Raw genomic sequence first — 25,259 nt, 5'->3', positions numbered from 1 at the left:
ATTATGCCTCTGAACAGCGGATTTTGTAAAACTCCGCAGGATGAGTAAAGTATCTATTCGTTGCAGGGGCCGAGGGAATTACCCCAGAGTCGCTGAATAACAACAAAATGCGCCCGTAGCTCAACGGATAGAGCATCTGACTACGGATCAGAAGGTTAGGGGTTCGAATCCCTTCGGGCGCACAATGCAGACCCGCACCGATAAGGTGCGGGTCTTTTTGTCTGCCCGACTTATCGATGGTTTTCCGGCACTTACGCGCGCGGTATTGGCTCTGCCTGCGCTCATATCGATGAGCTATTCACTTGTGGCCAGGCTATAGCTCATCGATATGTGAATACCTCATCGACAAGTGAATACCGCCCACGAGCCACCCATGAGCCCGTCCATCCACGAGCCACCTCAAACCCCAAAACCCCAACCCCCAGCGCCTCAGTATTCGAAGCATCTCAAACTCGCAATATCCGACTAACGGTCTAGACTGTGGAACCATGATTCGTACTGAGTCCATTCTTGACCTCGCTACCGTAGCCTCGGGGCAGTCCCACGCCGACGCCCTACAGGGCTCCATCGATTTGGCGCAGACAGCGGAAAAGGCTGGTTATAAGCGTATTTGGTACGCTGAGCACCACAATATGAACTCCATCGCGTCCTCGTCGCCGGCAGTTCTTATCGCAGCCGTGGCTGCAAAAACCGAGAGCATCACCCTCGGCTCCGGCGGCGTCATGCTGCCAAATCATGCACCGCTGACGGTCGCGGAGCAGTTCGGCACGCTCGCGAACCTGTACCCGAATCGCATCGAGCTGGGGCTTGGCCGCGCTCCGGGCACTGACCAGGCCACTATGCGTGCGCTGCGTCGTGACCCGCGCTCTTCTGATTCCTTCCCGCAGGATGTGCAGGAGCTGCGCGGTTACCTCTCCGACGAGTCGCTGATTAAGGGCATCAACGCGATTCCGGGCCGCGGCACCCACGTGCCGCTGTACATCCTGGGCTCCTCGCTCTTTGGTGCTCAGCTCGCGGCGGCGCTCGGCTTGCCGTACGCGTTTGCTTCGCACTTCGCGCCGGACGCGCTTCGCGATGCCATCGCGGTCTACCGCGAGCAGTTCCAGCCTTCTGAGCAGCTGGATAAGCCGTACGCTTTTGCGGCCATGAACGTGATTGCGTCGGAAAGCGAAGAGGATGCGCAGCAGCAGTACTTCGCTACCCGCAGGAACATGGTCAGGCGGTTCCTCAGCCGCGGTGGTCACCACCTCACCGACGATGAGGCAGAGATTCTGATGGATACCCCGCAGGGGCGCCAGGTGCAGAATATGTTCCGTCATACGGCAGTCGGCACGGTGGCACAGGTGCGTGAGCAGATTGCGCAGTTCGGTGAGTACTCGGCGGCGGATGAGCTGATCGTGGCTCATCAGTCGTTGAAGGTTCCTGACCGACTGCGTTCGGTGGAGCTCACCGCGGAGGCCACGGGGCTGACCGCGTAAGGCTCCAGGCCCAGGAGTACGTCGAGGCACGCGGCCTTAAGTCGCCCTCTTACTCCACCGCAGCCAGTGGCAGCGCCTTTTCGCTGGCAAGCTGCATGATTTCGGCGTTGGTGCGCTCGCGGAGGAAATCCGCAAGTTCCTCGCGGTTGCTCGCGCCAGTGGCCTCGGTCAGGGCGGCGGCAAAGTGCGGCTCCAGCGCTGCCACGGCCACGTAGCCGTCGGCGCTGGGGTAGAGGCCGTACGTCCACAGGCCGCCACCGAGTAGTCCGCCGGGCGCCGTCATGCCGTACTTCAGCGGCGCGGCACCGGCCTCGCCCGCCTGCTTTAGGCCGATGCGGCAGTGCAGTCCAGGCTGCTTTACGACGTCCGCCCCAGCACCCGCCCGCTTAATCAACCCGGCAAGGGCAGCGGTGACCGCAAAGTGCGCGCCCAGAATGTCGCCCAACAGCACCGGCGGCATCGCCGGAGGCGTGAGGGTTCCGGCCTCCGCCTGGTAGGTCAGGTCATGGCCAGGGGTTTCTGGAGCTTCGGTATCACCGACAATGTCGATATGTACCGGCCCATTCGGGCGCTCGTGGAGGCCCGCCAGCCCCATGCGTTCCAGCGCGGAGGGGCGAACCGAGGTGATGACCACATCGGCCTCATCGATCAGCGAGCTCAGCTGTGCGCGACCCTCATTGCTCTTCAGATCCGCCTGGATAATCTCGTGACCTGCGGACATAGCTTCATACCAGGAGCGGCCGAAGGCGCCGAGCGGATCGCCTGTTGGTGGCTCGACCTTAATCACCCGGGCGCCTAGCTGGCCCAAGTGCTGAGCGGCCAGTGGTCCCGGTACGTTAATGGCGAAGTTGACGACAGTGATGCCTGCGAGGCTGGTGTGCAGCTCGGGGGAAAACATAGTTCCACACTAGAACACATCTATCTGTCCGCCGACGCTTTCGGCCAACTTCAACTGGTTGATCCAGCCGCCCTCGCCGACGCGCAGTCGGAAAATCGGGCGGTGAGCAGGGCGGGCCTCGTAGCGGACACGGGCAATCTGACCGGTTTTGGCCAGGTCCATAGCGGTTCCCTCGGTGGCCAACTGGGTGCGCGCGGCGGTGAGGCGCTCGATGACGTCGTCAAGCGCGGTGAGCACGGGTTCGGTGTTGTTCTCACACCAGGACATGACCATGTCAGGAGCAGCGGCGGCGACGCGGGTGCAGTCGCGGAAAGAGCCGGCTGCAAGCGAAATGGCCAGGGGGCCACCGGCTTCACCGGCGGCGGCAATTGCGTAGGCCGCTAGGTGGGGCATGTGGGAGATGCGGGCGACACTGGCATCGTGGTGATCGCTCAGCGCTGGAATGAGTTGACTGCCAAGAGCTGCTCCCAAGTTGGCGACCTGCGAAAAGACTTCAATCCACCGCTCCGGGACGGGCTTGCCTGCAGCGTCGGCAGCAGCTGCCAGGTCGTAGGTGATGACCCAGGGGGCGCCGTCGAAAAGCCCTTCGAGCGTGGCGGACCAGCCCGCCTGCGCGGAACCCGCCATTGGGTGCGCGCCGACGAAGCGTTCCTCCATCCCGCGAGCGGAGACCTCGGCGGCGACGGCCGCCTTCACGGAGACCACATCCGTGATGCCACAGCTGGGGGCGTGCTCGTTGATCGCGTCGAGCATCGTGCCGACGACTGTCATGGGGGTGCCAATTACGATGAGCGCGCGACTGGCCTCAGCGCGCTCGAGCGTGGCTTGAAGATCTGTACTGGCGTCGAATCCCTCCTTCGTGGCTTCCTCGACCGTCGTGGACGAGCGATTCCAACCGAAGCATTCGACGTTGTGGGCCCGCAGATCGCGCATCATGGAGCCACCGATGAGGCCCAAACCGAGGATGCATACCGCGGGTAGTTGTGCAGCTGACAGGGAGGACGAAGCAGGGGAGGGGGACTCGAAATTGCTCACCTGACAAGCATGACATACAGCGACTAGCGTTGTGGGTTATGAGCACGACCTTTTCCGGAGGGTACACCTCCGATGACGACCGCTCCTTCGCGGTTGCCGTAACTATGGGGGAGCGCGGTTGGCGCGTCGTCGATCTTGGGGACGACGCCACCGATTCCCTCGCTGACGCTGCACAGGCGCTGCGCAATCTGCGTTCGGAACGCGCCGCTGTCGGAATGCTCAATATCGACGACGATTACTTCATTCTCGTGCGCCAGGGCGTTGGGTCGCTGCGCGTTGTGCTTTCCGACGCCACCGCCGCCGTCACCGACGACATTGCGGCAGATGTGTTCGACGAGCTGGATCTGGATATCCCCGACCTCGACGAGGACGAGCTCGACGATGTCGACGCCTGGGCCGAAGGAGATATGGATATCCTCGCTGACCTGGGCTGTTCGGAGGAAGCCCTGGAGTCCATCTGTGACGATCAGTCGCTGTGGGCGTCCGAGCAGCTTCTGGCCATCGCCGAGGAGCTGGGGTGCGCCGAGGAGCTCGCCGATGTCGCCGACCTGGATTACGACGGTGACGATGACGACTACGACCCCTATGACGACTAACCCTGACAAAGGTCATCTGACCGGGCGGCCAAGCGCGCTACCCCGTCGAAAACAGGACATTCTCGACGAAGAGTGGATGCGCCTGGCTATCGCCGAAGCTGCTCACACGGCCCCCGGGGATGTGCCGGTGGGAGCTGTGGTCGTGGATGCCGAGGGCAGGGTTGTGGGTCGGGGCTCGAACCGTCGGGAAGCGGATGGTGACCCACTTGCCCACGCCGAAGTCATTGCGTTGCGCGAGGCCACCCGCGCTGTTGGTGACGGCTGGCGGCTGGAGCAGTGCACGTTGGTCGTGACACTTGAGCCGTGCGTGATGTGTGCCGGCGCGTGCGTCATGGGGCGCGTGGGGCGCGTGGTCTTCGGCGCGTGGTCGCCCAAGACCGGCGCGTGCGGCTCCATCGCCGATGTCATCCGCGATCCCGCCCATGCATTCACGCCGCAGGTGCGCGGGGGTGTGCTTGCCGACGAATGCTCCGTTTACCTGCGCGAATTCTTCGAACGGCAACGGCAGTCGGGAGCGTGAGCGGGGTCACAGTTAGGTCACAATTCCCGCTGTGGCCGTGACGAGCCTCCATTTTCACGTACCGTCGGAACTAGTGGGGCTGCTAGACGGTGGCTCTATAGAAATAGATTAAGTCGTTTACATGGGAGGCTTACATAATGAGCGAGCTGCAGAACAAGGCCGACGAGTTGGGCGGCAAGGTTAAGGAAGCTGCCGGCGACGCCGTTGGCAATGACGACCTGTCAAACCAGGGCAAGGGCGAGCAGGCTGCTTCGAAGGTCAAGCAGGGTGCTGAGGACCTGAAGGACAAGGCTACTGAGGCCTTGGGCAAGCTGACTGACAAGTAAAGCGCTTAGCTTTCGGGTAGAGATAACCCCAACCTTCTCCGCTTCTGATGTGCGGAGACGGTTGGGGTTCTTTGTGTTTCGATGGCCGGCTGTCAGCGTTGGGGCTGGCTACAGCTTCTGAGCCACTAGGTCATCCAGTGGTTCGGCGGACAGTAGGTACGGGGCGATCTCGAAGACGGTACGGGCACCAGTCTCGCCAGCCTGCTTCAGGCGGTAGGCAGCGCGACCGTAGGCAACCTGGACGGCTGCGGTGAAGTCGGGGTTGCGCTCCAGTTCGAGACCGAACTCGATGACGTGGCCGGAGGTACCGGCCTGGCCACGGGTAATGACCTGGCCGCCGTGCGGCATGCCCTGGTGGTCGCGGTCGAACTCCTCTTCAGAGATGAAGTCCACGATGGTCTCGTATGGGGCAAAGTAATCCGGCATGGTCACGATGGTTTCGCGGATCTGCTCCTTGAGCTTGGCGTCCTCCTCGGCGTTGCCGGTCTCTTCAGCGACGACGAAGCAGTGGCGCAGGTGGCACTCGTTACCCTTCAGGTCTGCGCCCTCGCCCTTCTTCACGGCCTCGATAGCTTCCGGGTTCGGCTTGGTGTACTGGACACCCTTCTTCACTCCCGGCACACGACGCACGGCATCGGAGTGGCCCTGCGACAGGCCCGGCCCCCAGAAGGTCATCTGGTCTGCGCCCGGCAGGATGGCAGCGCCCAGGACGCGGTTCAGGGAGAACAGGCCCGGGTCCCAACCGGTCGAGATCATGGCGATGTTGTCACCCTCACGAGCGGAGGCGTCCATGGCCGCGCGGTGCTTCGGAATCTCGTGGTGGTTGTCGTAGGTGTCGACCGTCGTAAAGTTCTTTGCTAGCTCAGGGGCCTGCTCTGGGACATCGGTGGCCGAGCCGAGGCACACGAACAGCACGTCTACCTCGTCCTTGTACTTTTCGACATCCGCAGCCGGGAGCACGCGGGCCTCAGTGTCCAGCGAATCGCGACGGGAGAAAACACCGACGAGTTCCATATCCGGCTGGTCGGCAATGACTTTTTCGACGCTGCGGCCCAAGTTGCCGTAGCCGATGATGGCGGAACGAATCATGAGGGAGAACCCTTTCTGTGTGGCTGCACTTCTGTGTTTAAGTTTCTAGATTTCAAGCTATAGACTATTCCTTCATATCTCAGCGGGCGTTGGCCACCCCGAAGAGCGCGGTGGTTTAAGTGGATGGTGCAGTAGATGGAGTGATTTGGAATGGCGGGGGTTGTGGTTCTGTGTGAACGGCTTGGCGAAGGACCGGCGGTGTCGACTGTGCGAACGGCTGAGCCTTCTGACCTGGGGATTTGGTAGATAAAGGGGCTACCTGTAACGTTTTCTAGCGGTGACGTGTCCGAGCGGCCGAAGGTGAAGCACTCGAAATGCTTTGTGCGGTAACCCCGTACCGAGGGTTCAAATCCCTCCGTCACCGCCAATAAAACCCCCGGTGGTTCCTTTAAGTAGGAGCCTCGGGGGTTTTGCATTTAATCGGCCCTGATTGCCTGAGTGCGGTGTGTGCGGGGGAGGTGCCCGTCGTAAAGCGGTGAATGGTGAGGCACCCGACCTGGAGTGCCTAAATCACAAAAATAACATCAGTAACACACACCCCATTGTTCACGTTTATCCGGGAAGTCCGCTACTCTTAGCAAAAGTATTTCCGGTTTTTATGTCGTGCCCGCCCTCAATGACCATGTCAGCGCCAGAGTTGATGTTGGCCAATCCGGGGTGGTCGCTAGCATCGGAGTAGCGAAGAGGCTTCAAACTGCAGGTGGAGTCCGAGGGAGTGCTTGGTTAGCGCGAACTTGGGGAAGCTGCAGTTGGGGCGGTCCAGGCGAATATTAGACGTAAGGGAAACTTGACATGGCAAAGGCCTTGTTCAAACTCGGCAGGTTCTCCTACCTGCATAAATGGACTGTGATCATCGCGTGGTTCCTGATTTTGGCGGGGCTGGGCGGTGCAGTTGCCGCATTCCAGAAGGGATTCATCGACCAGTTCTCGATCCCCGGCATGCCGTCGGCAACGGCTTCGCACGTGATTGAGGAAAAGTTCCCCGATGTTCCGAACCCAATTCGAGAGCAGCGTATCTATGTCGCCTTCGAGGCCCCGGAGGGGCAGAGGCTCGATGACCCACAGAATAAAGAAGCTGTTGACCAGGTCATTAACGGCATCCGCGACAATGTCGGCCAAATCTCCGATGATTTGCAACTTCACAACCCGGTAGACCTCAATCCGAAGATGCAGGCGATGGTCAAGGAACAGGGCATGGCCGCCGGCCTGCCCAAGGATGTTGCCGAGGCCGATGCCAATGCCCTGCGTACCGTGTCCGATGACGGTCGCTACGGTATTTCCACCTTCGTTTTCGACGCCAAGATGCCGCAGGACATCGAACCGGAGAATATGCAGGCGCTTCTCGACGCGATGCAGGCCGGTCGTGACGCCGGTATCAAGGTCGAGGCCTCTGGCCCGGGCATGCAGCCCGCGATTGAGGTAGCTCCGACCTCGGAGATTATCGGTGTGACCGTGGCATTTATCGTGCTGGTTGTCACCTTCGGATCTCTGGTCGCTTCGTTCCTGCCTATTGTGACGGCGGTAGTGGGCATTATCATCGGTGTCTTCGGCGTGACATTGATGACCGCATTCACCGACGTCAACTCGATTACCCCGGTACTTGCCGTCATGTTCGGCCTGGCTGTCGGTATTGACTACGCACTGTTCATCCTCTCTCGCTACAGGGCAGAAAGAGCCCGAGGGATGACCAACGAAGACGCCATCGGCATGGCTACCGGTACGGCTGGCTCCGCTGTGGTTTTCGCCGGCCTCACCGTGATTGTCGCTTTGGCAGCGCTGACGGTCGCCAAGGTGCCGTTCATGTCTCTGATGGGTATTTCGGCGGCAATTACGGTGGCCTTCACAGTGCTGGTCTCTCTGACCCTGCTGCCGGCAGTTATGTCTCTGCTGGGCGACAAGGTCTTCGCTGGTCGCGTGCCCGGTGTTGCTGGCAACCCCTCGCGTAACCCGCGCAAGGAACGTCGCTCTTCCTTCTTCGGTGAGATGACGATGGGGCGACGTTGGGTCACTTTCGTGCACAAGGCCCCAGGGTTGTTCCTGGTCGGCTGTATCGTCTTGCTGTTGGCATTGGCCTACCCGGCCATGCACTTGAAGCTGGCGCTGCCGTCCGACTCTACTGCGGCTAAGGACAGCACGAACCGCAAGGCCATCACCATGATTGAAGAGGGCTTCGGTGCGGGACGTAACTCTCAGCTCATCATTATTGCCAAGTCGGACGATGTGAAGCCCGATGCACCGGTGCTCAAACCACTTATCGAGTCCCTGAGACAGACCAACCCGGAACTCTCTGACATCGAGGCCGCCCGCAAGGCTTCCTATAGTTACGCTGTCGACCAGTTCAAATCCAACGTCGGTGTCGAGCACATCCAGATGATTGGCATGAATCATGACGGCACTGCGGTCAAGATGATTATGACCCCGAAGTCGGGTCCACTCGATCCTGCGACCAAGCAGCTGATGAACGCGGTGCGCGATCAGCAGAAGCAGATTGAGCAGACCACCGGCCTATTCACCGGTGTCACTGGTCTGGTTCCTATTGAAATTGACATCACCGACCGCCTCCAGGGCGCAATGCCGCTCTACTTGGGCGTTGTCGTGGGTCTGGCAGTGATCCTGCTGCTGATGATTTTCCGTTCCCTGATGGTGCCGTTGACTGCGGGTGTGGGCTTCTTGCTCTCTGTCGCAGCCGCATTCGGTGTCACAGTGGCATTTTTCCAGGACGGCCTCTGGGGCGTGATTAGCACTCCGGGTCCGCTGGTCAGCTTTGTGCCAATCTTCCTCATCGGCGTGACGTTCGGTTTGGCCATGGACTATCAGGTCTTCCTGGTTTCCCGCATGCGCGAGCATTACACCCACAACAAGGGTGAATCCTCACCAGAGTCGAAGTACAACGCGGTCGAAGAATCGGTCGTTGAGGGCTTTACTCTCGGCGCTCGTGTGGTCACTGCCGCTGCGATTATTATGATCTCCGTCTTCGCGGCTTTCGCCGGGCAGCCCCTGGCGATTATTAAGGTATTCGGCTTCGCGCTGGGTGCCGCAGTGCTTTTCGACGCCTTCGTTATTCGCATGACCTTCATCCCGGCAGCCATGTTCCTGCTTGGCCGCGCTACGTGGTACATGCCGAAGTGGCTGGACAAGGTGTTGCCTTCTGTGGATGTCGAAGGCTCTGCCCTGGAAGAGGTTTCCGAGGAGCTGGTGGAGAAGGGCCGCCGCGAGCGTATGGCTCGCGGTGAGTCCCTGTTGCCCGAAAGCGAAGGTGCTGGGCGTGGCTTTGGCGACACGGACGCTGACGAGGACGAAACAGACAGTGCCGATGGTGAAGTTGGTGCTGGTGCAGCCGCTGCGGCGGGCGCGGCGGGCGCGGCGGGCGCAGCAGGTGGTACCGCTGTGGCGGTTGCGACCAAGAAGCGTAACCGCTGGATTCCGAAGCGGAAGAAGGCAAAGCTGGAAGAGCTTGAGCCCGCTGACCAGGCGGAGCAGGCCGAACAGCCGGAGCGCTCTGACCAGGCTGAGCGAGCCGAACCGTCCGCCCCGACGGCACCAGCTGAGCCGGAGCAGGCCGAACAGCCGGAGAAGCCGACACAGCCGGAGCCGACAGAACAGCTCATGCAGTCCGCGCCAGCTGAACCAACTGACGCCCAGCCGAACCCGGAAAATGCTAAGGACATCGAGGTCCGCCCGTACTTCAGCCCGGCTCGTAAGCGGAAGAAGATTACGGTTGCGGAACTGATGAAGCGCGAAGGACTCGAAGAGGAAGCGCCACGTCGTAGCCGCGCCGTGTGGGACCCGGAAAACGCTGCCCAACCCGAGGAAAATGACAGCGCTGAGTAACTTGCGAATAGCACCCAGGTAACCTCAATGCATTAGCACTGGACCACAACCAAGGAGCTTCATGTCGCAGTCGAGGACGACGGGCTTTGACGTCGTAAAGCAAATCGAAGGCGCGCGCGGACGTGCTGGCACTATCCACACCCCGCATGGCGATATTGCTACGCCGGCGTTCATTCCGGTCGGCACGAAGGCGACCGTGAAGACACTCACGCCCGAGCAGGTGCGATCCACCGGCGCGCAGGCGATGCTGTCGAACGCGTACCACCTGTACCTGCAGCCCGGCGAGGAAATCGTCGACCAGGCCGGCGGATTGGCAAAGTTCTCCAACTGGAATGGCCCGACGTACACTGACTCCGGCGGATTCCAGGTGCTCAGCCTCGGCGCGGGCTTTAAAAAGACCCTCGCGATGGACGTCACCGGCATGCAGAAAGACGACATCGTCGCCGAGGGCAAAGAGCGCAACGCGTTCGTCGATGAGGACGGCGTGACTTTCCGCTCGCACATCGATGGCTCCGAGCATCGCTTCACGCCGGAAGTTTCCATGCGTATTCAGCACGCGCTGGGCGCAGACATCATGATGGCATTTGACGAGCTCACCACGCTCATGAACACCCGCGGCTACCAGGAGGCATCCGTCGAGCGCACGCACCGCTGGGCGCGCCGTTGCCTGGAGGCTCACAACGAGCTGACAGTTTCGCGCGGTCAGGTCGACGGGCACGTCCATTCGCTTGACGACGGCCAGTTGCCCATCCAGCAGTTATTCGGCGTCGTGCAGGGTGCGCAGTACGAAGACCTGCGCCGCAAGGCCGCTCGTGGGCTAGTCGAGCTCTCCCGCGAGTTCGAGGACGCGGGCCAGCTCGGTTTCCACGGCTATGGCATTGGTGGGGCGATTGAGAAGCAGAATCTGGGCTTGATCTGCGGTTGGGTTAATGACGAGCTTCCCGACGACCGAGCCCGCCACCTACTGGGAATCTCCGAGCCGGACGATATTTTCGCCGCTGTCGAGGCCGGTGCCGACACCTTTGACTGCGTCGCTCCGACTAGGCTTGCCCGCCGTGGTGGTGTGTACACGCTCGATGGCCGGATGACCTTGACGAATGCCCGCTTCAAGAACGACTTCCGCCCCGTGGATGCGGAGGTGCCCTCCTACACTTCGCTGAATTATTCCCGGGCCTACCTGCATCATCTGTTGAAGGCCAAGGAGTACCTGGCTGGCACGCTGTGCACGATTCACAACCTGTTTTTCATGGTGCAGCTGGTGGAGAACATTCGCGCTGCGATCCTGGAGGACCGGTTCTTCGAGTATCGCGATGAGTTTATGGGCCGCTACTACGCCAACGGTGGCCGTGCGGTGGGGAATTAGGGCTCGGCTGGGGGCTGGGGTGTGCTGGGGAGTGCTTGGGTCGGTTGGGCTGTGGCTGGGCTGGGGCTAGGCTTCTGCCTTTTCGCACTTCACGACAGCCATGTCACCTCGTGCCATCTGTGGAGGTGGCATGAGGTGACACCAGTGGCGTGAAGTGGCAGGGAACACCCGAATCAGTCCAGTGGCGTGAAGTGGCGGCTGGGCGGGCCCGGGGGAAGCCCAAAACTAGACCTAGCTCTACTGCGCGAGGCAGTCTCAACCGGCATCATGGAGGACATGATCACGGTTGAACGACTCAGCAAGAAGTACGGTTCGAAATTAGCCGTCGATGACCTGTCCTTCACCGTTCCCGACGGTGTAGTGACAGGTTTTCTCGGCCCAAATGGCTCCGGCAAGTCCACCACCATGCGCTGCATGCTGGGCCTCGATACCCCGACCACGGGCCAGGCCTTGTTCACCGGGACGGATTCCCAGGGCAACACCTACAGCAACCAGCCCTTTTCCACGCTGAAGAATAAGCCCAGCATCGCCGGTGCAATTCTGGATGCCGGTTGGCACAACAAGGCTCGTTCGGGCCGCGCTCATCTGCGGGCCCTCGCCCGCGGCGCCGGCATCCCCGACACCCGCGTGGAAGAGTGCCTTGAGCAGGTCGGCATGACCGAGGCGGCGAAGGACAAGGTCGGCGGCTACTCGCTGGGCATGAAGCAGCGTCTGGGAGTGGCAGCGGCTCTGCTCGGCAAGCCGCAGCATCTGATTTTGGATGAGCCGGTCAACGGCCTGGACCCCGAAGGCGTCTCGTGGATGCGCCACACCATCAAGGCGCTGGCCGCACAGGGCTGCGCTGTCCTCGTGTCGTCGCACCTCCTTTCCGAGATGCAGCTCACCGCCGACCGCATCGTCGTCATCGGCCGCGGTCGCATGATCGGCGAGTACAGCATGGATGAATTCCTTTCCGACGGCACGGTCATCGAAGTTGAAGTCGATGACCCCGCTCGGCTGCTGCAGGCGTTAGGGCCGGTCGCGCGTGGGGTTGACGTCGATAAGCAATTGCGCATTCCGCTTTACGACGGCATCAGCGAGCAGCAACTCCGCCGCGACATTGCGGCCGCTGCTCTGCGTGAGGGGCTGTTGGTGACGCGGTTGCACACGAAGCGCGACAACCTGGAGGAAAAGTTCCTGGCTGCGACCCAGGAATCGCAGGAATACCGCGCGCAGGCGATTGGGCAGTAGGGGAGTGACTGAGATGAGTTTTGGAAACGCTTTGCGGTCGGAGTGGACGAAGCTAGCCAGCCTGCGTGGCACGTGGGTGTATGTGGTGTTGTTGGTGGGCTCGATAGCTGGGCCGATGGCGGCTTTCAGCATGGCGGCGGACGCTGGTGCAACCGCTGATTGGGAATTGCTGCTGTTGGGGACCGTGATCTTCAACATGATCGTGATTGCCTTTGGTGGCTCCACCCTGGCGGGTGAGTACAACGATCAGATGAATGCGCATGCGTTCTTGACGCAGGACCGAAGGAGCCTGTGGCTTTCGGCACGGATGACGCTGACCCTTGTGCTGATTGCTGTCTGTTGGGTCATTGGTGTGGCGCTTGCTTGGCTATCGGTGACGGTTTCCCCGCGCGTGGAGTTCAAGGGCGGCGACGCTGCCACGGACATGCTCGCCGGAGTGCTTGGCTTTGTAGTGTTTGGACTAATCGCGATGTCGCTGGGAGTGCTGACGCGCTCGCGCGTGGCCGCTGTCGCTATTCCGCTGGTGTGGATTCTGGTGGTGGAAAGCATGCTGGAGTTCGCGGCGCTGGCGTATGCGATTTTCCGGCCACTGTGGCTGGTCACGCCGGGTGCACGCATTCAGCAGTTGTCGACGCAATTGGGCGGTCTGATGGCAAATCCGGAGAATCCACGCATCGGGTTTGAGGCCGGCATGACGCAGCCGATGTGGTTCAACATCGTGGTGCTGGTGGCCTGGATTGTTGTGGCTGTTGGCGTTGCTCATTGGGTCAATGCCAAACGGGATGTGAAGTAAAAGCAAAAAGTGCCGCGACTACTCGCTTCTCAGGCGAGGTCGCGGCACTTTTTTCGTCGTTAAGCGGGAACGCGCGTGTCGTAGTAGCCTTCGCGGCGCTTGACCCACGCGATGACGGCGTAGGTGACTGGCATGACTACAATCTCGACGGCGGTCTTCCAGATGAAGCCGACGATGACGTAGTTGACGAAGGTACCCCAGGTATCGATGCCGATAGCGGTGGCGGCGATGGAGCAGAAGATGAGCGTATCGACGAACTCGCCAACCACAGTCGAGCCCATCAGTCGCGCCCAGAGAGCCTTTTCACCAGTGCGCTTCTTAATGGCGTTGAGCGACCAGGCGTTGAGCAGCTGACCGACGACATAACCGGCCAGACCTGCGAGAACAAGCTGCGGGACGGTGCCCAGCACAGTGGCGAAGGCTTCCTGATTCTCGTACCACGGTGCCGCCGGGAGCTTGATGGCGGCAAAGAAGCAGAGCATTGCGCCGGCGAGGATGGCGAAACCGGTCCACACGGTGCGGCGGGTGGCTTTGTAGCCATAGCACTCGGAAAGCACGTCGCCGATGACGTAGCTCAAGGGGAAGAGGAAGAAGGCACCGTCGGTGGCCAGGCCGAAGATTTCCACGCCCTTGGTGGCGGTGATGTTGGAGACAATCAGCACGCCAATGAAAATGGCCGTGAACATCGGGTACAGCGATTTCGGTACCGGGATGTGGCGTGGCGTGGTTGCTGTGGAGTCGGACTTAGTTGCGTTCTCGGGCGCGTGCGAGGTGCTCACAGCGGCAGCCTCGGCGTTGCCCGGCCCAGACTTGGGCAGGTTTTCGTTATTTGTCACGGGAGGGAATGTTACCTGCCGCTTAGGGCTCCAAGCGAGCGCCGATGAAGTCTTCGAGGTTGAATTTTTCTAGCGAGAGCCGAAATCTCCGGGGGCCAGTCTCTCTGTGAGCCGCTAGGATTTCTTCTCGTAACTAATATTTTTCATACGAATGCTGCAAATAAATAGTGCAATGCAGCTAACGATGAGAGACACTAGAGAAATTTCAGAATAGAGCAATGCCCTGTCGGCCTTTGCAGTGACAGCGGTTGTGCTCATGTGAGTAGTTTGCTGAGCAAGCTGTCCCAGCGTATACATGCCATTTGCGATACCTAGTATGCAAAGAATGCTTACCGCTATTCCTGCAGCGGAAATGAACTGTAGTGATTTTATCTGTAGATGTGGTGACATTGCTCACCTCGGAAAGATCCACTTACGAAAAGGCGGGCGCACATCATTCCAGGTTGGATATCAAAGTTTTTGAGTGGCGCATGCCCCACCATTCCGAATTGACAACCGTTATGTATGCCAGTCGATCTAGTAGATACAATTCGGCCGAAATTATCGCGATTTTGGAAGTCGAAACGATAATTGCAAATATTCGCAGGTGCGCTGTATGTGGCAGTTTCTTCGTTAATGTGAGTGCGCTGGCCATCAATGCGGTGGAAGATTTGTCCGCCGGGAACTGGGATGTTTACCCCTCCAAATTGGTAGTGGAATGCTGGAATCCATGCATATCCTGAAGCACTTCTCACGGCGGAAGTAGCTGTCGATGTTTTGGGAACATAATCATATGATGCAGGGTTGTTGCTCTGTGCGCTGCCTCCAAAGACGGTTGTTCCCTGGTCGAGTAATGTGTCAGCGCTATGTGGGCTTGCGGAGGCTGTTCCTGGATGCATTGCGCAAAGAGATGTGACGGTAGCGCTTACAGCTAGGATTAATGATGTGAATTTACGACGGGTTATGTGTCCCTTTTTAGTCATTATTGAGTGTCCTCAAATATGTTTGATAGGCCGACATGGGAAAACTATAACAAAATAATTAATGTCCTATGGGGATTAATGACGTTATTTTGGTAACCGTCTAATCTGGGGGTAGCCGATAGTCAATATGTAAGATTGTATGAACTTTAATTGGATGAAGGGATTGTCGCATTTCTTCTAGTCGGCTCGCTAATCTGTAATGGTGGCCAATTTAAAGCAAGTGATAACCATCAACTGTTCAACGCTCCTACCTCCCACCGGCCGCTACGCTCCCTCGCCGACCGGTCGGCTGCACCTAGGAAACCTGCGCACCGCAGTTCTCGCCTGGGCGCACGCCCGCGCGCAGGGTGGCCGCTTCATCGTGCGTATCGAAGATATCGACCGCCAGCGCTCCCGCCCCGAGTATGAGGTGCAGCAGCTCGCCGATCTCGAGGCCATCGGCATCGACTGGGATGGCGCCCCGGTCCGCCAGTCAGAACGCTCTGACCTGTATGAATCCGCGCTCGCCGACCTCACGCAACGCGGCCTGACCTATCCCTGCTTCTGCACGCGCCGCGAAATCCTCGCCGCCTCCTCCGCGCCGCATGGCGTGCCAGGTCAGTATCCCGGCACGTGCCGTTCGCTTGACGACGAGCACCTCGCCGCGAAGAAAGCCGAATTTGCGGCGGCGGGGAGAAGACCGTCGATACGCCTGAAATCGCAGGTGACTGAGGGGACCGCGACCGATGAACTGTATGGCGAGATTACCGCCCCGATCGATGACTTTGTCCTCCAGCGTGCCGATGGCATGTGGGCCTACAACCTCGCAGTCGTCGTCGACGATGCCGAGCAGGGGGTGACCGAGGTCGTGCGTGGCGATGACCTGATGTCCTCCGCCCCGCGTCAGGCGTACTTGGCTGGTCTTTTGAGGTACGCGACGCCTTCCTTCGTGCACGTGCCTCTGGTGGTGAACTCTAAGGGGCGCCGATTGTCCAAGCGGGATGGCGACGTGACTCTCGGCGAGGTGTCCGTGGGTGCAGCGCAGCGGTGGATTCTGGATTCGCTCGGTGGCGGTGTTGGTAGCGATGGTGGCGATGGTAGCGACGGTGGCGATAGTGGCGCAGAACTCGGCTCCATTGCCGACCTCCCTGAAGCCCTGCGTGCGGGTCTGGAAATTCCTCGCGGACAGGTGATTTTCTAGGGCCCGCCGAGAACTACGGCTAGTGCATACGTTAGGGGCAAGAGTGCGAATGCAACTAGTGCCGCTACGATTGTCAAACCGTTTGACCGGGCTTTTAGCGCTGTTAGGAAGCTGATTAGGCCGAATCCGAAGACGCCGACAGCGAGGGGTATTGTCCAGGCATCGGAGAGTGCAGTGCTGACGAAAAACAGTCCAATGTAGCAAGTCAGGGCTAAGAGGAGTGCGGCAGCTGCGAAATTGCGGAAGCGATTCATGGTACGAGGCCTAGGACTCCGCTAGAGGATCTTTGCCACCTAATTTCATTTCGAAGCGCTTGTAATCCTCGAGGGAAGCGAAGTGGCGAGAATAGATGTCGATGTCTGTATCGACGCGACCGTAAAGAGCGGGGGCGACATCTACGATGTGGCGCAACGTGACAGATCCTCCCGAGTGGGAAGGCTCTTCTGGGGCTGATTCATTTTCGTGGGCTAATGCTTCGACCTGCGCGTATGCGGCACTATCAGAATCGGCAAAGACAATGTATAAGTCCTCACGGAAGAAGCTCTCATTCACTGAGGTTGAATCTCTTTGCTTTGTTAACTCAAAAACTGCAATTCCGATGTATGGTTCCATCTATTTTTCCGTTCTTAGATTGCCACCTAGTTCAGTACGAATTTGAGGCTTTCTTACTGGACGCCACGTTTACTCGAATTGATAAACATTGGATTGTTGCTGAAACCTGCGCTTACCCTATCACTGCCGTTACCCTCGGGGCATGCCTACTCTTCTTGTCGTCCACCATTCCCCGACCCCGCTTCTGCAGGAAGTCCTAAGCCACGCGCTCGAGGGTGCCAACGATCCCGCGCTAGAGGGCGTGAATGTCAAGGTCGTCGAGGCTCTCGATGCCACCATCGATGACCTGACCAGCGCCGACGCCATCCTGCTCGGCACCTCCGCCAACTTCGGCTACATCTCCGGCGCGCTCAAGCACTTCTTCGACACCACCTTCCGGGAGGCGCAGGAAGTCACTAAGGGGCTGCCATTTTCATACTGGATTCGCGGCGGTTTCGACACCACCGGCGCGGAAAACGCCATGAAAACCATCACGACCGGCTACAAGTGGGAGCTTGCGGCCGAACCCGTCGTGTTCGTCGGCCCGCTTGACGACGACATCTCCGACCGCCTAGTAAATCTCGGTGGCACCATGGCTGCCCAAATTTTGGGCTGATTGAAGATTTAGTGTCGGGGCCGTGAAATAATGGCCAGGTGAAAGATTCAGGGGTGCAAGGGGCGCAAGTGACGTCGTCAAGCGAGAAAAACCGCAAGCCCATGATGAGTCTGCTGGGGCCTGCGTTTGTGGCGGCGATTGCCTACGTGGACCCCGGAAATGTGGCTGCGAACCTGTCTGCGGGCGCGAGCTATGGGTATCTGCTGCTGTGGGTGCTGGTGGTGTCCAACCTCATGGCGATGGTTGTGCAGTACCTGTCGGCGAAGTACGGCCTGGTGACGGGGCGGTCGCTGACCGCAGGTGTTGCCGACCGCTTTGGTTCGAACCGGCCGGGGCGACTGGCGTACTGGGTGCAGGCCGAGATTGTGGCAGCAGCGACGGATGTGGCGGAAATTATTGGTGGTGCCACCGCGCTGTACCTGCTCTTCGGGACGCCGATGCTGCTCGGCGGCGTCATTGTCGGTGTGGTCTCGCTGGGGCTGTTGCTGCTGCAAGGCGGGCGTTCGCAGCGCACTTTTGAAGGCGTGATTGTGGCGTTCCTGCTGGTCATTACGGTGGGGTTCCTGGCCGGGCTGTTTGTCACGGGCTTGAGTCTCGGGGAGATGGCCAGCGGAATTCTGCCGCGCTTCCAGGGCGCGCACACTGTGGTGCTGGCGGCATCCATGCTGGGTGCGACCGTGATGCCGCATGCGGTCTACCTACACTCCGGGCTGGTGCGCGACCGCGAGTACAAGGTGGAGGATGACTCCTCGCTGCGCCAGCACCTGCGGGCCACGCGCCTCGATGTCTTCGGCGCCCTCGTGCTGGCTGGGTCGGTGAATATCGGCATGCTGTGTCTCGCGGCCGAAGCACTTCCGGGAGTGGAGGGGACTGACTCTATCGAAGGCGCCCACGCCGCTGTGACCAGCGCACTTGGTCCCGTGGTGGGCATACTTTTCGGCGTTGGGCTGTTGGCCTCCGGGCTGGCGTCGTCCTCTGTCGGCTGCTACGCCGGCGACCTGATTATGCGTGACCTGTTGAAAGTGCACGTGCCGATGCTGGTGCGCCGCATAGTCACCATCATTCCGGCGCTGCTCATTATCGCCAGCGGCGTGGAGCCGACCTGGGCGCTGGTGCTCAGCCAGGTGGTGCTGTCGATTGGTATCCCGTTTGCGCTGGTCCCGCTGGTGCGCATGACCTCCTCGCGTGCCGAGATGGGCATCTGGGCCAACACCCCACTACTGCGCCGGGTCGCGTGGGTTATCTGCGGGCTCATCATCGCGCTCAACGTGGCGCTGGTGGTCCTGGTGCTGACGGGGAAGGGGTAGCTTCCGGGAGTGGCGGGGCGGGGGCCTCGTCGTAAAGCGTGCGGGAGATGGTAGACAAAGCTGTCTAGTTGGTGTTAGGGTGGGCGACACGATCACAAGATATCGACGAGAAATGGCCTTTGACAGCGTCGATAGGCAACCGCCCGATTCGCGGACCCGGTGCCCCAAAGGAAGATCAGCCCCACAGACCGCCTGCGGGGAAGAGCGAATAGGAGCGCCAAATGCACACCACAATAAGCGACGTCCACATCATCCATCTCAGCCGTCACACCGCTGACCTTCTCGTCGACGGCCGACCCGTCGCCATCCGGCTGCAAGAAGCCGACATCGACCCCCACTCCCGGAATCTCGTCCAACTACCCGTCGACCCCGCCTTCTACGCCACCCTCCGCGGCCAGCAACGCGCCGACTACCTCAGCGCCCACGTCCGCGACGGCGTACGCTACGGCCGCATACTCTGGCACGAGCTTGACGACGGTCGTCACTTCCTCACCATCCCCACCATCGGCGGCTACCATGTGCACCAGGTCTTTGAGGTCCGCCGCAGCCGCGAGGGAGTGTGGAGCCGGCACTGAGCTGGTTGCGTGAGCGTGCCTGGCGTGATGAGCGCGGCGCGGATGCGAGCGGGAACCTCTCCGCCTAGCCTTGGGCTATGCAGGTACGAGACTCCGCAACACCCCCGTTCTGGCCCACCGAAGGCGAAGGCGACTTCTACACCGACGCCGCCGCAGCCGTCGACCGGCTCACCGAAATCCACCGGGCAGGGATGGCCTACCTAGTCGAGCAGTACACCGCCGCCACCGAAGGAAATTCCGGGAGTGGGCCGGTGCGCGCCTACTACCCCGAACTACGCTTCACCGTCCCGGCCGGCAGCGCCGTCGAGGATGTCGACCCCTCCCTGTCACACGGCTTCGTCGACCGTCCGGGAGTGTATGCCACCACCATCACCCGCCCGGTGATGTTCCGCACCTACCTCATCGAGCAAATTACCGACCTGCTCGCCAACCACGGCGGCGAAGTCGAGGTGCGCGTCTCCGACCAGCCCATCCCACTCCGGATGTGCCGCGGATTCGACGCGGCCGCCGAGGAAGCGGCGGGGAGGGAAGGGGCGTCGGCAAGCATGCTGGCGGCAGTGGAGAAGACGTTTACCCCCATCGACTCCGCCAGCATCGACGACACCATCGCCGACGGCGAAGCCGACTACCTGGGCCTGCTCATCAAACCCTTGAGCCTCTTTACCGCCCAGCGCATCGACCTCGCCCTCCAGCGCCTCGAGCACTACACCGGGTCGCACGCCGCAAACATCCAGCGCTTCGTGCTATTTACCAACTACCAGCTGCACACGGACGTGTTCCTCGAATACGCCGCCACCCTCACTCCCGGAAATCCGCACGGGTACACGGCGCTGGCGTGCCCGGGTGGGCAGCGCTACGACATCGGCGCCATCCCCACTCCCGGAATTTGCCGTCAGCACGCGCACGCCTCGCAGATGCCGGCGTACCACCTGCTTCGCGACGACCAATGCGGCATCACCATCATTGACATCGGTGTCGGCCCCTCCAACGCCAAAACCATCACCGACTGTCTCGCCGTCACGCGTCCGCACTGCTGGATGATGGTCGGACACTGTGCTGGCCTCGACGGCCGCATGCGCATCGGCGACATGATTCTCGCCAACGGCTACGACCGCGCCGACGGAGTCCTCGACAACTACGTGCCCCTGGAAAAACCCATCCCGCCAATTGCGGAAATTCAGCTCGCTGTCACTAACGCGCTCGCCCGCGTCTCCGGACTCACCGGCGATGAGCTGAAAAAGCGTCTGCGCACCGGCACCGTGCTGTCGACCTCCGACCGCAACTGGGAGTGGCGCTCCCAGGCCGACCTCTACCGAGAGCTGCAGAAATCCACCGCCATCGGCGTCGAAATGGAATCCGCCACCATCGCCGCCAACGGCTACCGCTTCCGCGTGCCCTACGGCGCGTTGCTCAGCGTCTCCGACATGCCGCTGCACGACAAACCCAAACTCCCGAAATCCGCCCGCGAGTTCTACCAGTCCTCCAAGGAAGAGCACCTCATGGCCGCTGTGCGCGCGTGCGAGGACATGGCCGCCGCTCCCGACACCCTCCACTCCCGGAAGTTGCGACGGCCGGTGGGAGAGGTCGCGTTCCGGTAGGGCACTTTCGGGAGTGCGTCGTCAAGCCCGTTTGTGCAGATTGTGCATGCTTTACGACGGCTGTGGACAACGCCAAAAAGCGATTGAAGCCGCCCACTCCCGGAAACTAGCCTTAGCCCCATGACGACATTGGGACTGCTCAGCGCGCTGGCGACACGGGGGATTGACGTGCTCGCCGACCTGCGCGCCGCACTCCCGGAAAAATCCACCGGGCACCGGGAGTTGGCGGCCAGCATCGGCTTCGACCCCTTCCGCCTCAAGCGCCTGCTGCGCTGTGCCGAGCGGCTGTTCGGCACCGTCGAGGGCGATGTTGACGTCGAATCCCGCGACAAGGCCGTCGCGATCGCCCGGGAGCTGAAGCTGTCGCTGGACACGGTCATGCAGATCGACAAGCGCTCCGGGCAGCTCAACAACGTCGAAATCCGGGAGTACTACCGCCTGGACTTCACCCGCGCCGCCGCGGCCTACGACTTCGAGGGCCTCGACACCTACATGCGCACCAAGGTCAAGGATCTCAACCGCACCGACGAGCCGCCGCAGCACCTGCGCGCCCACGTCTCCCGGAATCCGGACATCCGTGGGATGAAGCATCTGCAGGTCACCGGTCCGGCGAACATGATTGACGACCTGGTCGCGCCGCTGACCGTGCGCGCAGCCGAAATCGCCAAAGCGCACGAGGATTACACCCGGGATCGGTGTGTCGGTCAGGCGCTGGCAGAACGCCTGGCGCACGGGTCGGCGGGGCCGCTTGACGACGTCGATAAGCTCCGTTACCAGCCCGCGCTCATCGTAACCGCGCAAGACATCGTGGAGTACAGCCCGCGGTTTGCGGCGACCTCCAACGGCTCCGTCCTCACTCCCGGGCAATTCGTCGAGGCATTGCTCGCGGAAACCGGCTGGGTGCTGGTCTACGACGAGCACAACACGCCGACCGACCTACTCCCGATGCACAACCCGCGCCTGGCGACGGAGGAACAGCGCATCGCGATGATCCTCGACAATCCCATCTGCGCGTGGCCCGGGTGCCCGCGCCCCGCCCACGCCGGGCAGGCCCATCACCTGGTCGCCAGGAAAAACGGCGGCGCCACGACCATGGAAAACATGGTCATGACCTGCAAAGAACACAACGCCGCCAACGACGACGACAGACAAGGCCTCAACGGGCACCTCGAGCGTGACGACGGTTCCGGTGCGGTATACCGTCACCCGCCGTCTCCGCACGCGCCGCCTGAATTCAACCTTGCCTTCCCGACGGCTCTCGCTGGGCGGGCCTACTCGGGCTACCGTCAGCGCGAATAGCTTTACAGATATACCCGTAGGGGGTATATGTTGGGGTATGGCTAATCAAACTTTTACTGTTACTGGCATGACATGCGGACACTGCGAGGCATCGGTGCGGGAGGAAGTCTCTGAACTCCCGGGAATCACCGATGTCCAGGTTGACCGCTCCCGGAATTTCCTTTCCGTGACCTCGGATGCAGACATTGACACTGCTGCCGTAATCGCAGCAGTGGATGAAGCTGGCTACAAGGCGGTCGCAAACTAACCCCCAAAAAAAAGAGGAAAGTAGATGTCCGAGCAGCAACTTCTCACTCTTAATATCCCCGTCGGCGGGATGACGTGTGCGTCGTGCGCAAACCGTATTCAACGCAAGCTGAACAAACTTGATGGAGTTAACGCGAGCGTGAACTATGCGACCGAGAAGGCGCATGTGGAGGCGCCGGCGGACATCAACCCGCAGCAACTCATCGACACGATCGTGGCGGCGGGTTACACCGCTGAGCTTCCGAGGGAAGAGACCGCAGAGGAACCGGGAGCTGCTCCCGAAGAAAAAGACCGGGAGCTGCAGGACCTGCGCAATCGCGTCGTCGGCGCTGTCATCCTCACGGTTCCCGTCATCGCGATGTCGATGATTCCTGCCCTCCAATTCACTAATTGGCAGTGGCTGTGCCTCACGCTCTCGGCGCCGGTCTTTGTGTGGGCCGGCTGGCCGTTCCATCGCGCGACACTGAAGAATCTGCGTCATGGCGAGGTCACCATGGACACGCTGATCACTATGGGGACGACCGCTTCGTTCCTCTGGAGTGTGTGGGCGTTGTTCTTCGGGCGTGCCGGGCTGCCGGGGCTCAAGCACGAGTTCCACTTCACGGTCACTCCTGGTGATGCCGATATGAACATCTACCTCGAGGCGATGGCCGGCATCATCATGTTTGTGCTGATTGGTCGTTACTTCGAGAAGCGCTCCAAGCGCAACGCCGGTCAGGCACTCCGGGAGTTGATGAAGCTTGGCGCCAAGGATGTCTCCGTTCTCGAAAGTTCGGGAGTGGAGAAGCGGCTGCCCGTGGAACAGCTCCGTCCGGGAGTGGTGTTCGTCGTTAGGCCTGGTGAGAAGATCGCGACGGACGGCGTTGTCGTGGAGGGCGCGTCGGCGGTGGATGCGTCGATGCTGACCGGCGAACCGATGCCTGTCGAGGTCGGCCCTGGCGATGAGGTGACGGGAGCGACAATCAATACGTCAGGGCGGCTGCTCGTGCGGGCGACGCGCGTGGGCTCGGAGACGCAGTTGGCGCAGATGGCGGCGATGGTCGAGGCGGCGCAGACGGGTAAGGCGCCGGTGCAGCGGCTGGCGGATCGGGTTTCGGGAGTGTTCGTGCCCGCCGTCATCGTGATCGCCGCGGTCACGCTGGGCGCGTGGTTGTTTACGGGGCACGGCGCGAGTGAGGCGGTCACGGCCGCGGTCGCCGTGCTCATCATCGCGTGCCCGTGTGCGCTTGGCTTAGCGACGCCCACAGCGCTCCTGGTCGGCACGAGTGAAGGCGCCAAGGCTGGTGTGCTGCTGCGTGGCCCGGAGGTGCTGGAGTCGGCGCGGAAGGTCGCCACGGTTGTGCTGGATAAGACCGGCACGGTGACTACGGGTGTGATGGAGTTGACGGAGGTCCCTCCCACTCCCGAAAATCTGCTGCCGCTTGCCGCTTCGGTGGAGGCGGCGTCGCACCACCCGATTGCGCAGGCTATTGTGCGTGCGGCGGATCCGGATTCTCTACTCCCGGTTTCGGATTTCCGGGATATTCCGGGAGTGGGGGTTGAAGGCACCGTGGATGGCCACCGCATCGAGGTCGGCCGCTCCGGGGAAAATTCCGGGAGTGGGGGGACGGTGGTTGCGGTGCGCCGCGACGGCGAGCTCCTGGGCACGTTGGAGGTGTCGGATTCGGTGAAGCCGACGTCGGCGGCTGCGGTCGCGAAATTCCGGGAGTGGGGGGTGCGGCCGATTCTGCTGACCGGCGACGCCGCCGGCCCGGCGTTTCGGGTCGCAGATGAGGTCGGTATTGCTCGCGAGGATGTGATTTCGGGAGTGATGCCGGAGGATAAGGTCGCGACGATTGAGAAGTTGCAGGCTGGCGGCGCGTGTGTGGCGATGGTCGGCGATGGCATCAATGATGCTGCGGCTCTTGCGCAGGCGGATTTGGGCATGGCGATGGGCACGGGCACCGATGTGGCGATGGAGGCTGCGGATATCACGCTGGTGCGTGGTGATCTGTTGGCGGCTGCGGATGCGCTGCGGTTGTCACGCCGGACGCTCCGCACGATTCGTTCGAATCTTTTTTGGGCGTTTTTCTACAACGTTTTGGCAATTCCTGTCGCCGCGCTGGGGTTGTTGAATCCGATGTTGGCTGGCGCTGCGATGGCGTTTTCGTCGGTTTTTGTGGTCGGCAACAGTCTGCGTCTGCGCGGTTTTTCTCCGAGTCAACCAGCTATTCAAAAAGGAGTAACTCATGAGTGAGTCTTGTTGTTCGTCGCAATCGCATTCGCTTGACGACGATTCTTGCTGCCATGACACCACTGATCCCGGTTATCTCGTGGAGAAGCGGCGTTATGAATCCCGTATCCGTCGCATTGAGGGGCAGGTTCGTGGCATTGGTCGGATGATTGAGAACGAAGAGTACTGTATCGATGTTTTGACCCAGATTTCGGCGGTGAATTCGGCGTTGAAGTCGTTGGCGTTAACTCTTCTGGATGCTCACCTTCATCACTGTGTGGTGCATGCGGCTGAGGGCGGCCCGGAGGAGTTGGACGCCAAGCTGGAGGAGGCCTCGGCGGCGATTGCTCGGCTGGCTAAGTAACTCCCGGAAAAATTCCGGGAGTGGGGGGCGAAACAGCATTCGGCAACCGGAGTTGGTTGCTGTTGGTTGCACCGGTTGCGCGGGAGTGTCGCTTAAATGCCTCGTTTTCCCAGGTAGGGGGCGCGTTTTGGGAAAATGGGGTTTGTTGGGTAGTCTTTAACGACGTTGGAGGATTCGACTAGCGGCCTATGTCACACGCCTGGAACGCGTGCGGGAGTCACATCCCTCGTGGGTTCAAATCCCACATCCTCCGCAGAGTGAAGACCCCCGGTTTACGCCGGGGGTTTTCTTGTATTTATGCAGGTGAGTGGATT

The 25,259-nt window shown here is 60.8% G+C and carries 22 protein-coding genes, 3 tRNA genes and 1 riboswitch; of the genes, 20 read left to right on the top strand and 5 right to left on the bottom strand.

The window, feature by feature from the left end; translation table 11 throughout:
* Positions 1 to 109 precede the first annotated feature (109 nt).
* Positions 110 to 182: transfer RNA gene (locus tag CRD13_RS05830), tRNA-Arg, on the top strand.
* Positions 183 to 488: 306 nt separating this feature from the next.
* A complete protein-coding gene (locus tag CRD13_RS05825) occupies positions 489 to 1,478 on the top strand; it encodes an LLM class flavin-dependent oxidoreductase (RefSeq protein ID WP_049172455.1) in 990 nt (329 codons plus the stop codon).
* 49 nt (positions 1,479 to 1,527) lie between these two features.
* Here the strand turns inward: CRD13_RS05825 and CRD13_RS05820 are convergent, their stop codons facing one another.
* Positions 1,528 to 2,376: a CoA transferase gene (locus tag CRD13_RS05820; RefSeq protein WP_049172453.1), complete on the bottom strand. Its 849-nt coding sequence runs from the start codon at positions 2,374 to 2,376 to the stop codon at positions 1,528 to 1,530.
* A gap of 9 nt (positions 2,377 to 2,385) precedes the next feature.
* A complete protein-coding gene (locus CRD13_RS05815) occupies positions 2,386 to 3,411 on the bottom strand; it encodes a prephenate dehydrogenase (RefSeq protein WP_049193868.1) in 1,026 nt (341 codons plus the stop codon).
* A 38-nt stretch (positions 3,412 to 3,449) separates the two neighbouring features.
* On the opposite strand from CRD13_RS05815, the gene CRD13_RS05810 reads away from it, so the two are divergent.
* From CRD13_RS05810 to CRD13_RS05800, 3 genes are all read left to right on the top strand, one after another.
* Complete coding sequence (locus CRD13_RS05810) at positions 3,450 to 4,007, top strand: tRNA adenosine deaminase-associated protein (RefSeq protein ID WP_005510946.1); 558 nt, start codon at positions 3,450 to 3,452, stop codon at positions 4,005 to 4,007.
* Positions 4,008 to 4,083: 76 nt separating this feature from the next.
* Positions 4,084 to 4,527, top strand: a complete 444-nt coding sequence (locus tag CRD13_RS05805; protein WP_049193866.1) for a nucleoside deaminase — start codon at positions 4,084 to 4,086, stop codon at positions 4,525 to 4,527.
* Positions 4,528 to 4,664: 137 nt separating this feature from the next.
* Positions 4,665 to 4,853 (top strand): CsbD family protein, encoded by a 189-nt coding sequence (locus CRD13_RS05800; protein ID WP_049193864.1) that lies wholly within the window; start codon positions 4,665 to 4,667, stop codon positions 4,851 to 4,853.
* Between the two features lie 108 nt (positions 4,854 to 4,961).
* On the opposite strand, the gene CRD13_RS05795 is transcribed toward CRD13_RS05800, so the two are convergent.
* Positions 4,962 to 5,942: a diaminopimelate dehydrogenase gene (locus CRD13_RS05795; protein ID WP_049193862.1), complete on the bottom strand. Its 981-nt coding sequence runs from the start codon at positions 5,940 to 5,942 to the stop codon at positions 4,962 to 4,964.
* A gap of 276 nt (positions 5,943 to 6,218) precedes the next feature.
* Between CRD13_RS05795 and CRD13_RS05790 the strand changes: the two genes are divergently transcribed.
* The 5 genes from CRD13_RS05790 to CRD13_RS05770 all read left to right on the top strand — a co-directional run bounded on the left by CRD13_RS05790 (position 6,219) and on the right by CRD13_RS05770 (position 13,159).
* Positions 6,219 to 6,309 (top strand) — tRNA-Ser (locus CRD13_RS05790).
* A 425-nt stretch (positions 6,310 to 6,734) separates the two neighbouring features.
* Positions 6,735 to 9,773, top strand: a complete 3,039-nt coding sequence (locus tag CRD13_RS05785) for an MMPL family transporter (RefSeq protein WP_187401406.1) — start codon at positions 6,735 to 6,737, stop codon at positions 9,771 to 9,773.
* Between the two features lie 61 nt (positions 9,774 to 9,834).
* Positions 9,835 to 11,136 (top strand): tRNA guanosine(34) transglycosylase Tgt, encoded by a 1,302-nt coding sequence (tgt, locus tag CRD13_RS05780; protein ID WP_070604706.1) that lies wholly within the window; start codon positions 9,835 to 9,837, stop codon positions 11,134 to 11,136.
* A gap of 276 nt (positions 11,137 to 11,412) precedes the next feature.
* A complete protein-coding gene (locus tag CRD13_RS05775) occupies positions 11,413 to 12,366 on the top strand; it encodes an ABC transporter ATP-binding protein (protein WP_049190213.1) in 954 nt (317 codons plus the stop codon).
* A 13-nt stretch (positions 12,367 to 12,379) separates the two neighbouring features.
* Positions 12,380 to 13,159: an ABc transport system integral membrane protein gene (locus CRD13_RS05770; RefSeq protein ID WP_049190211.1), complete on the top strand. Its 780-nt coding sequence runs from the start codon at positions 12,380 to 12,382 to the stop codon at positions 13,157 to 13,159.
* Positions 13,160 to 13,218: 59 nt separating this feature from the next.
* Here CRD13_RS05770 and CRD13_RS05765 read toward each other — a convergent pair whose 3' ends face one another.
* Positions 13,219 to 13,995, bottom strand: a complete 777-nt coding sequence (locus CRD13_RS05765; protein WP_016421852.1) for a queuosine precursor transporter — start codon at positions 13,993 to 13,995, stop codon at positions 13,219 to 13,221.
* 1,182 nt (positions 13,996 to 15,177) lie between these two features.
* Here CRD13_RS05765 and gluQRS point away from each other — a divergent pair.
* Positions 15,178 to 16,137 carry a tRNA glutamyl-Q(34) synthetase GluQRS gene (gluQRS, locus tag CRD13_RS05760; protein ID WP_370549641.1) on the top strand — a complete coding sequence of 320 codons (960 nt, stop codon included), beginning with the start codon at positions 15,178 to 15,180 and terminating at the stop codon, positions 16,135 to 16,137.
* Between the two features lie 264 nt (positions 16,138 to 16,401).
* Here the strand turns inward: gluQRS and CRD13_RS05755 are convergent, their stop codons facing one another.
* Positions 16,402 to 16,749 carry a DUF4288 domain-containing protein gene (locus CRD13_RS05755; RefSeq protein ID WP_070851250.1) on the bottom strand — a complete coding sequence of 116 codons (348 nt, stop codon included), beginning with the start codon at positions 16,747 to 16,749 and terminating at the stop codon, positions 16,402 to 16,404.
* A 142-nt stretch (positions 16,750 to 16,891) separates the two neighbouring features.
* On the opposite strand from CRD13_RS05755, the gene CRD13_RS05750 reads away from it, so the two are divergent.
* The 9 genes from CRD13_RS05750 to CRD13_RS05710 all read left to right on the top strand — a co-directional run bounded on the left by CRD13_RS05750 (position 16,892) and on the right by CRD13_RS05710 (position 25,198).
* Complete coding sequence (locus tag CRD13_RS05750) at positions 16,892 to 17,344, top strand: flavodoxin family protein (protein ID WP_147766041.1); 453 nt, start codon at positions 16,892 to 16,894, stop codon at positions 17,342 to 17,344.
* 68 nt (positions 17,345 to 17,412) lie between these two features.
* Positions 17,413 to 18,651 (top strand): Nramp family divalent metal transporter, encoded by a 1,239-nt coding sequence (locus CRD13_RS05745; protein ID WP_187401404.1) that lies wholly within the window; start codon positions 17,413 to 17,415, stop codon positions 18,649 to 18,651.
* Between the two features lie 90 nt (positions 18,652 to 18,741).
* Positions 18,742 to 18,862, top strand: a riboswitch (SAM riboswitch).
* Between the two features lie 10 nt (positions 18,863 to 18,872).
* Complete coding sequence (locus CRD13_RS05740) at positions 18,873 to 19,226, top strand: hypothetical protein (protein ID WP_016421862.1); 354 nt, start codon at positions 18,873 to 18,875, stop codon at positions 19,224 to 19,226.
* A 77-nt stretch (positions 19,227 to 19,303) separates the two neighbouring features.
* Positions 19,304 to 20,824 (top strand): AMP nucleosidase, encoded by a 1,521-nt coding sequence (locus CRD13_RS05735; protein ID WP_069359018.1) that lies wholly within the window; start codon positions 19,304 to 19,306, stop codon positions 20,822 to 20,824.
* A gap of 120 nt (positions 20,825 to 20,944) precedes the next feature.
* Positions 20,945 to 22,123: an HNH endonuclease signature motif containing protein gene (locus tag CRD13_RS05730; RefSeq protein WP_147719245.1), complete on the top strand. Its 1,179-nt coding sequence runs from the start codon at positions 20,945 to 20,947 to the stop codon at positions 22,121 to 22,123.
* A 37-nt stretch (positions 22,124 to 22,160) separates the two neighbouring features.
* Positions 22,161 to 22,370 carry a heavy-metal-associated domain-containing protein gene (locus CRD13_RS05725; RefSeq protein WP_049172422.1) on the top strand — a complete coding sequence of 70 codons (210 nt, stop codon included), beginning with the start codon at positions 22,161 to 22,163 and terminating at the stop codon, positions 22,368 to 22,370.
* A 24-nt stretch (positions 22,371 to 22,394) separates the two neighbouring features.
* Positions 22,395 to 24,605 (top strand): cation-translocating P-type ATPase, encoded by a 2,211-nt coding sequence (locus CRD13_RS05720; protein ID WP_187401403.1) that lies wholly within the window; start codon positions 22,395 to 22,397, stop codon positions 24,603 to 24,605.
* Positions 24,598 to 24,945 (top strand): metal-sensitive transcriptional regulator, encoded by a 348-nt coding sequence (locus CRD13_RS05715; protein WP_065421667.1) that lies wholly within the window; start codon positions 24,598 to 24,600, stop codon positions 24,943 to 24,945. The genes CRD13_RS05720 and CRD13_RS05715 overlap by 8 nt, the downstream gene beginning before the upstream one ends.
* 167 nt (positions 24,946 to 25,112) lie before the next feature.
* Positions 25,113 to 25,198: transfer RNA gene (locus tag CRD13_RS05710), tRNA-Ser, on the top strand.
* The last annotated feature ends 61 nt before the right edge of the window (positions 25,199 to 25,259 follow it).

The sequence above is a fragment of the Corynebacterium sp. LK26 genome, from assembly GCF_014335085.1.
Lineage (GTDB): Bacteria > Actinomycetota > Actinomycetes > Mycobacteriales > Mycobacteriaceae > Corynebacterium > Corynebacterium jeikeium_D.
Note: the sequence above shows the minus strand (reverse complement) of the source record. Positions and strands in the feature narration are given on the sequence as shown.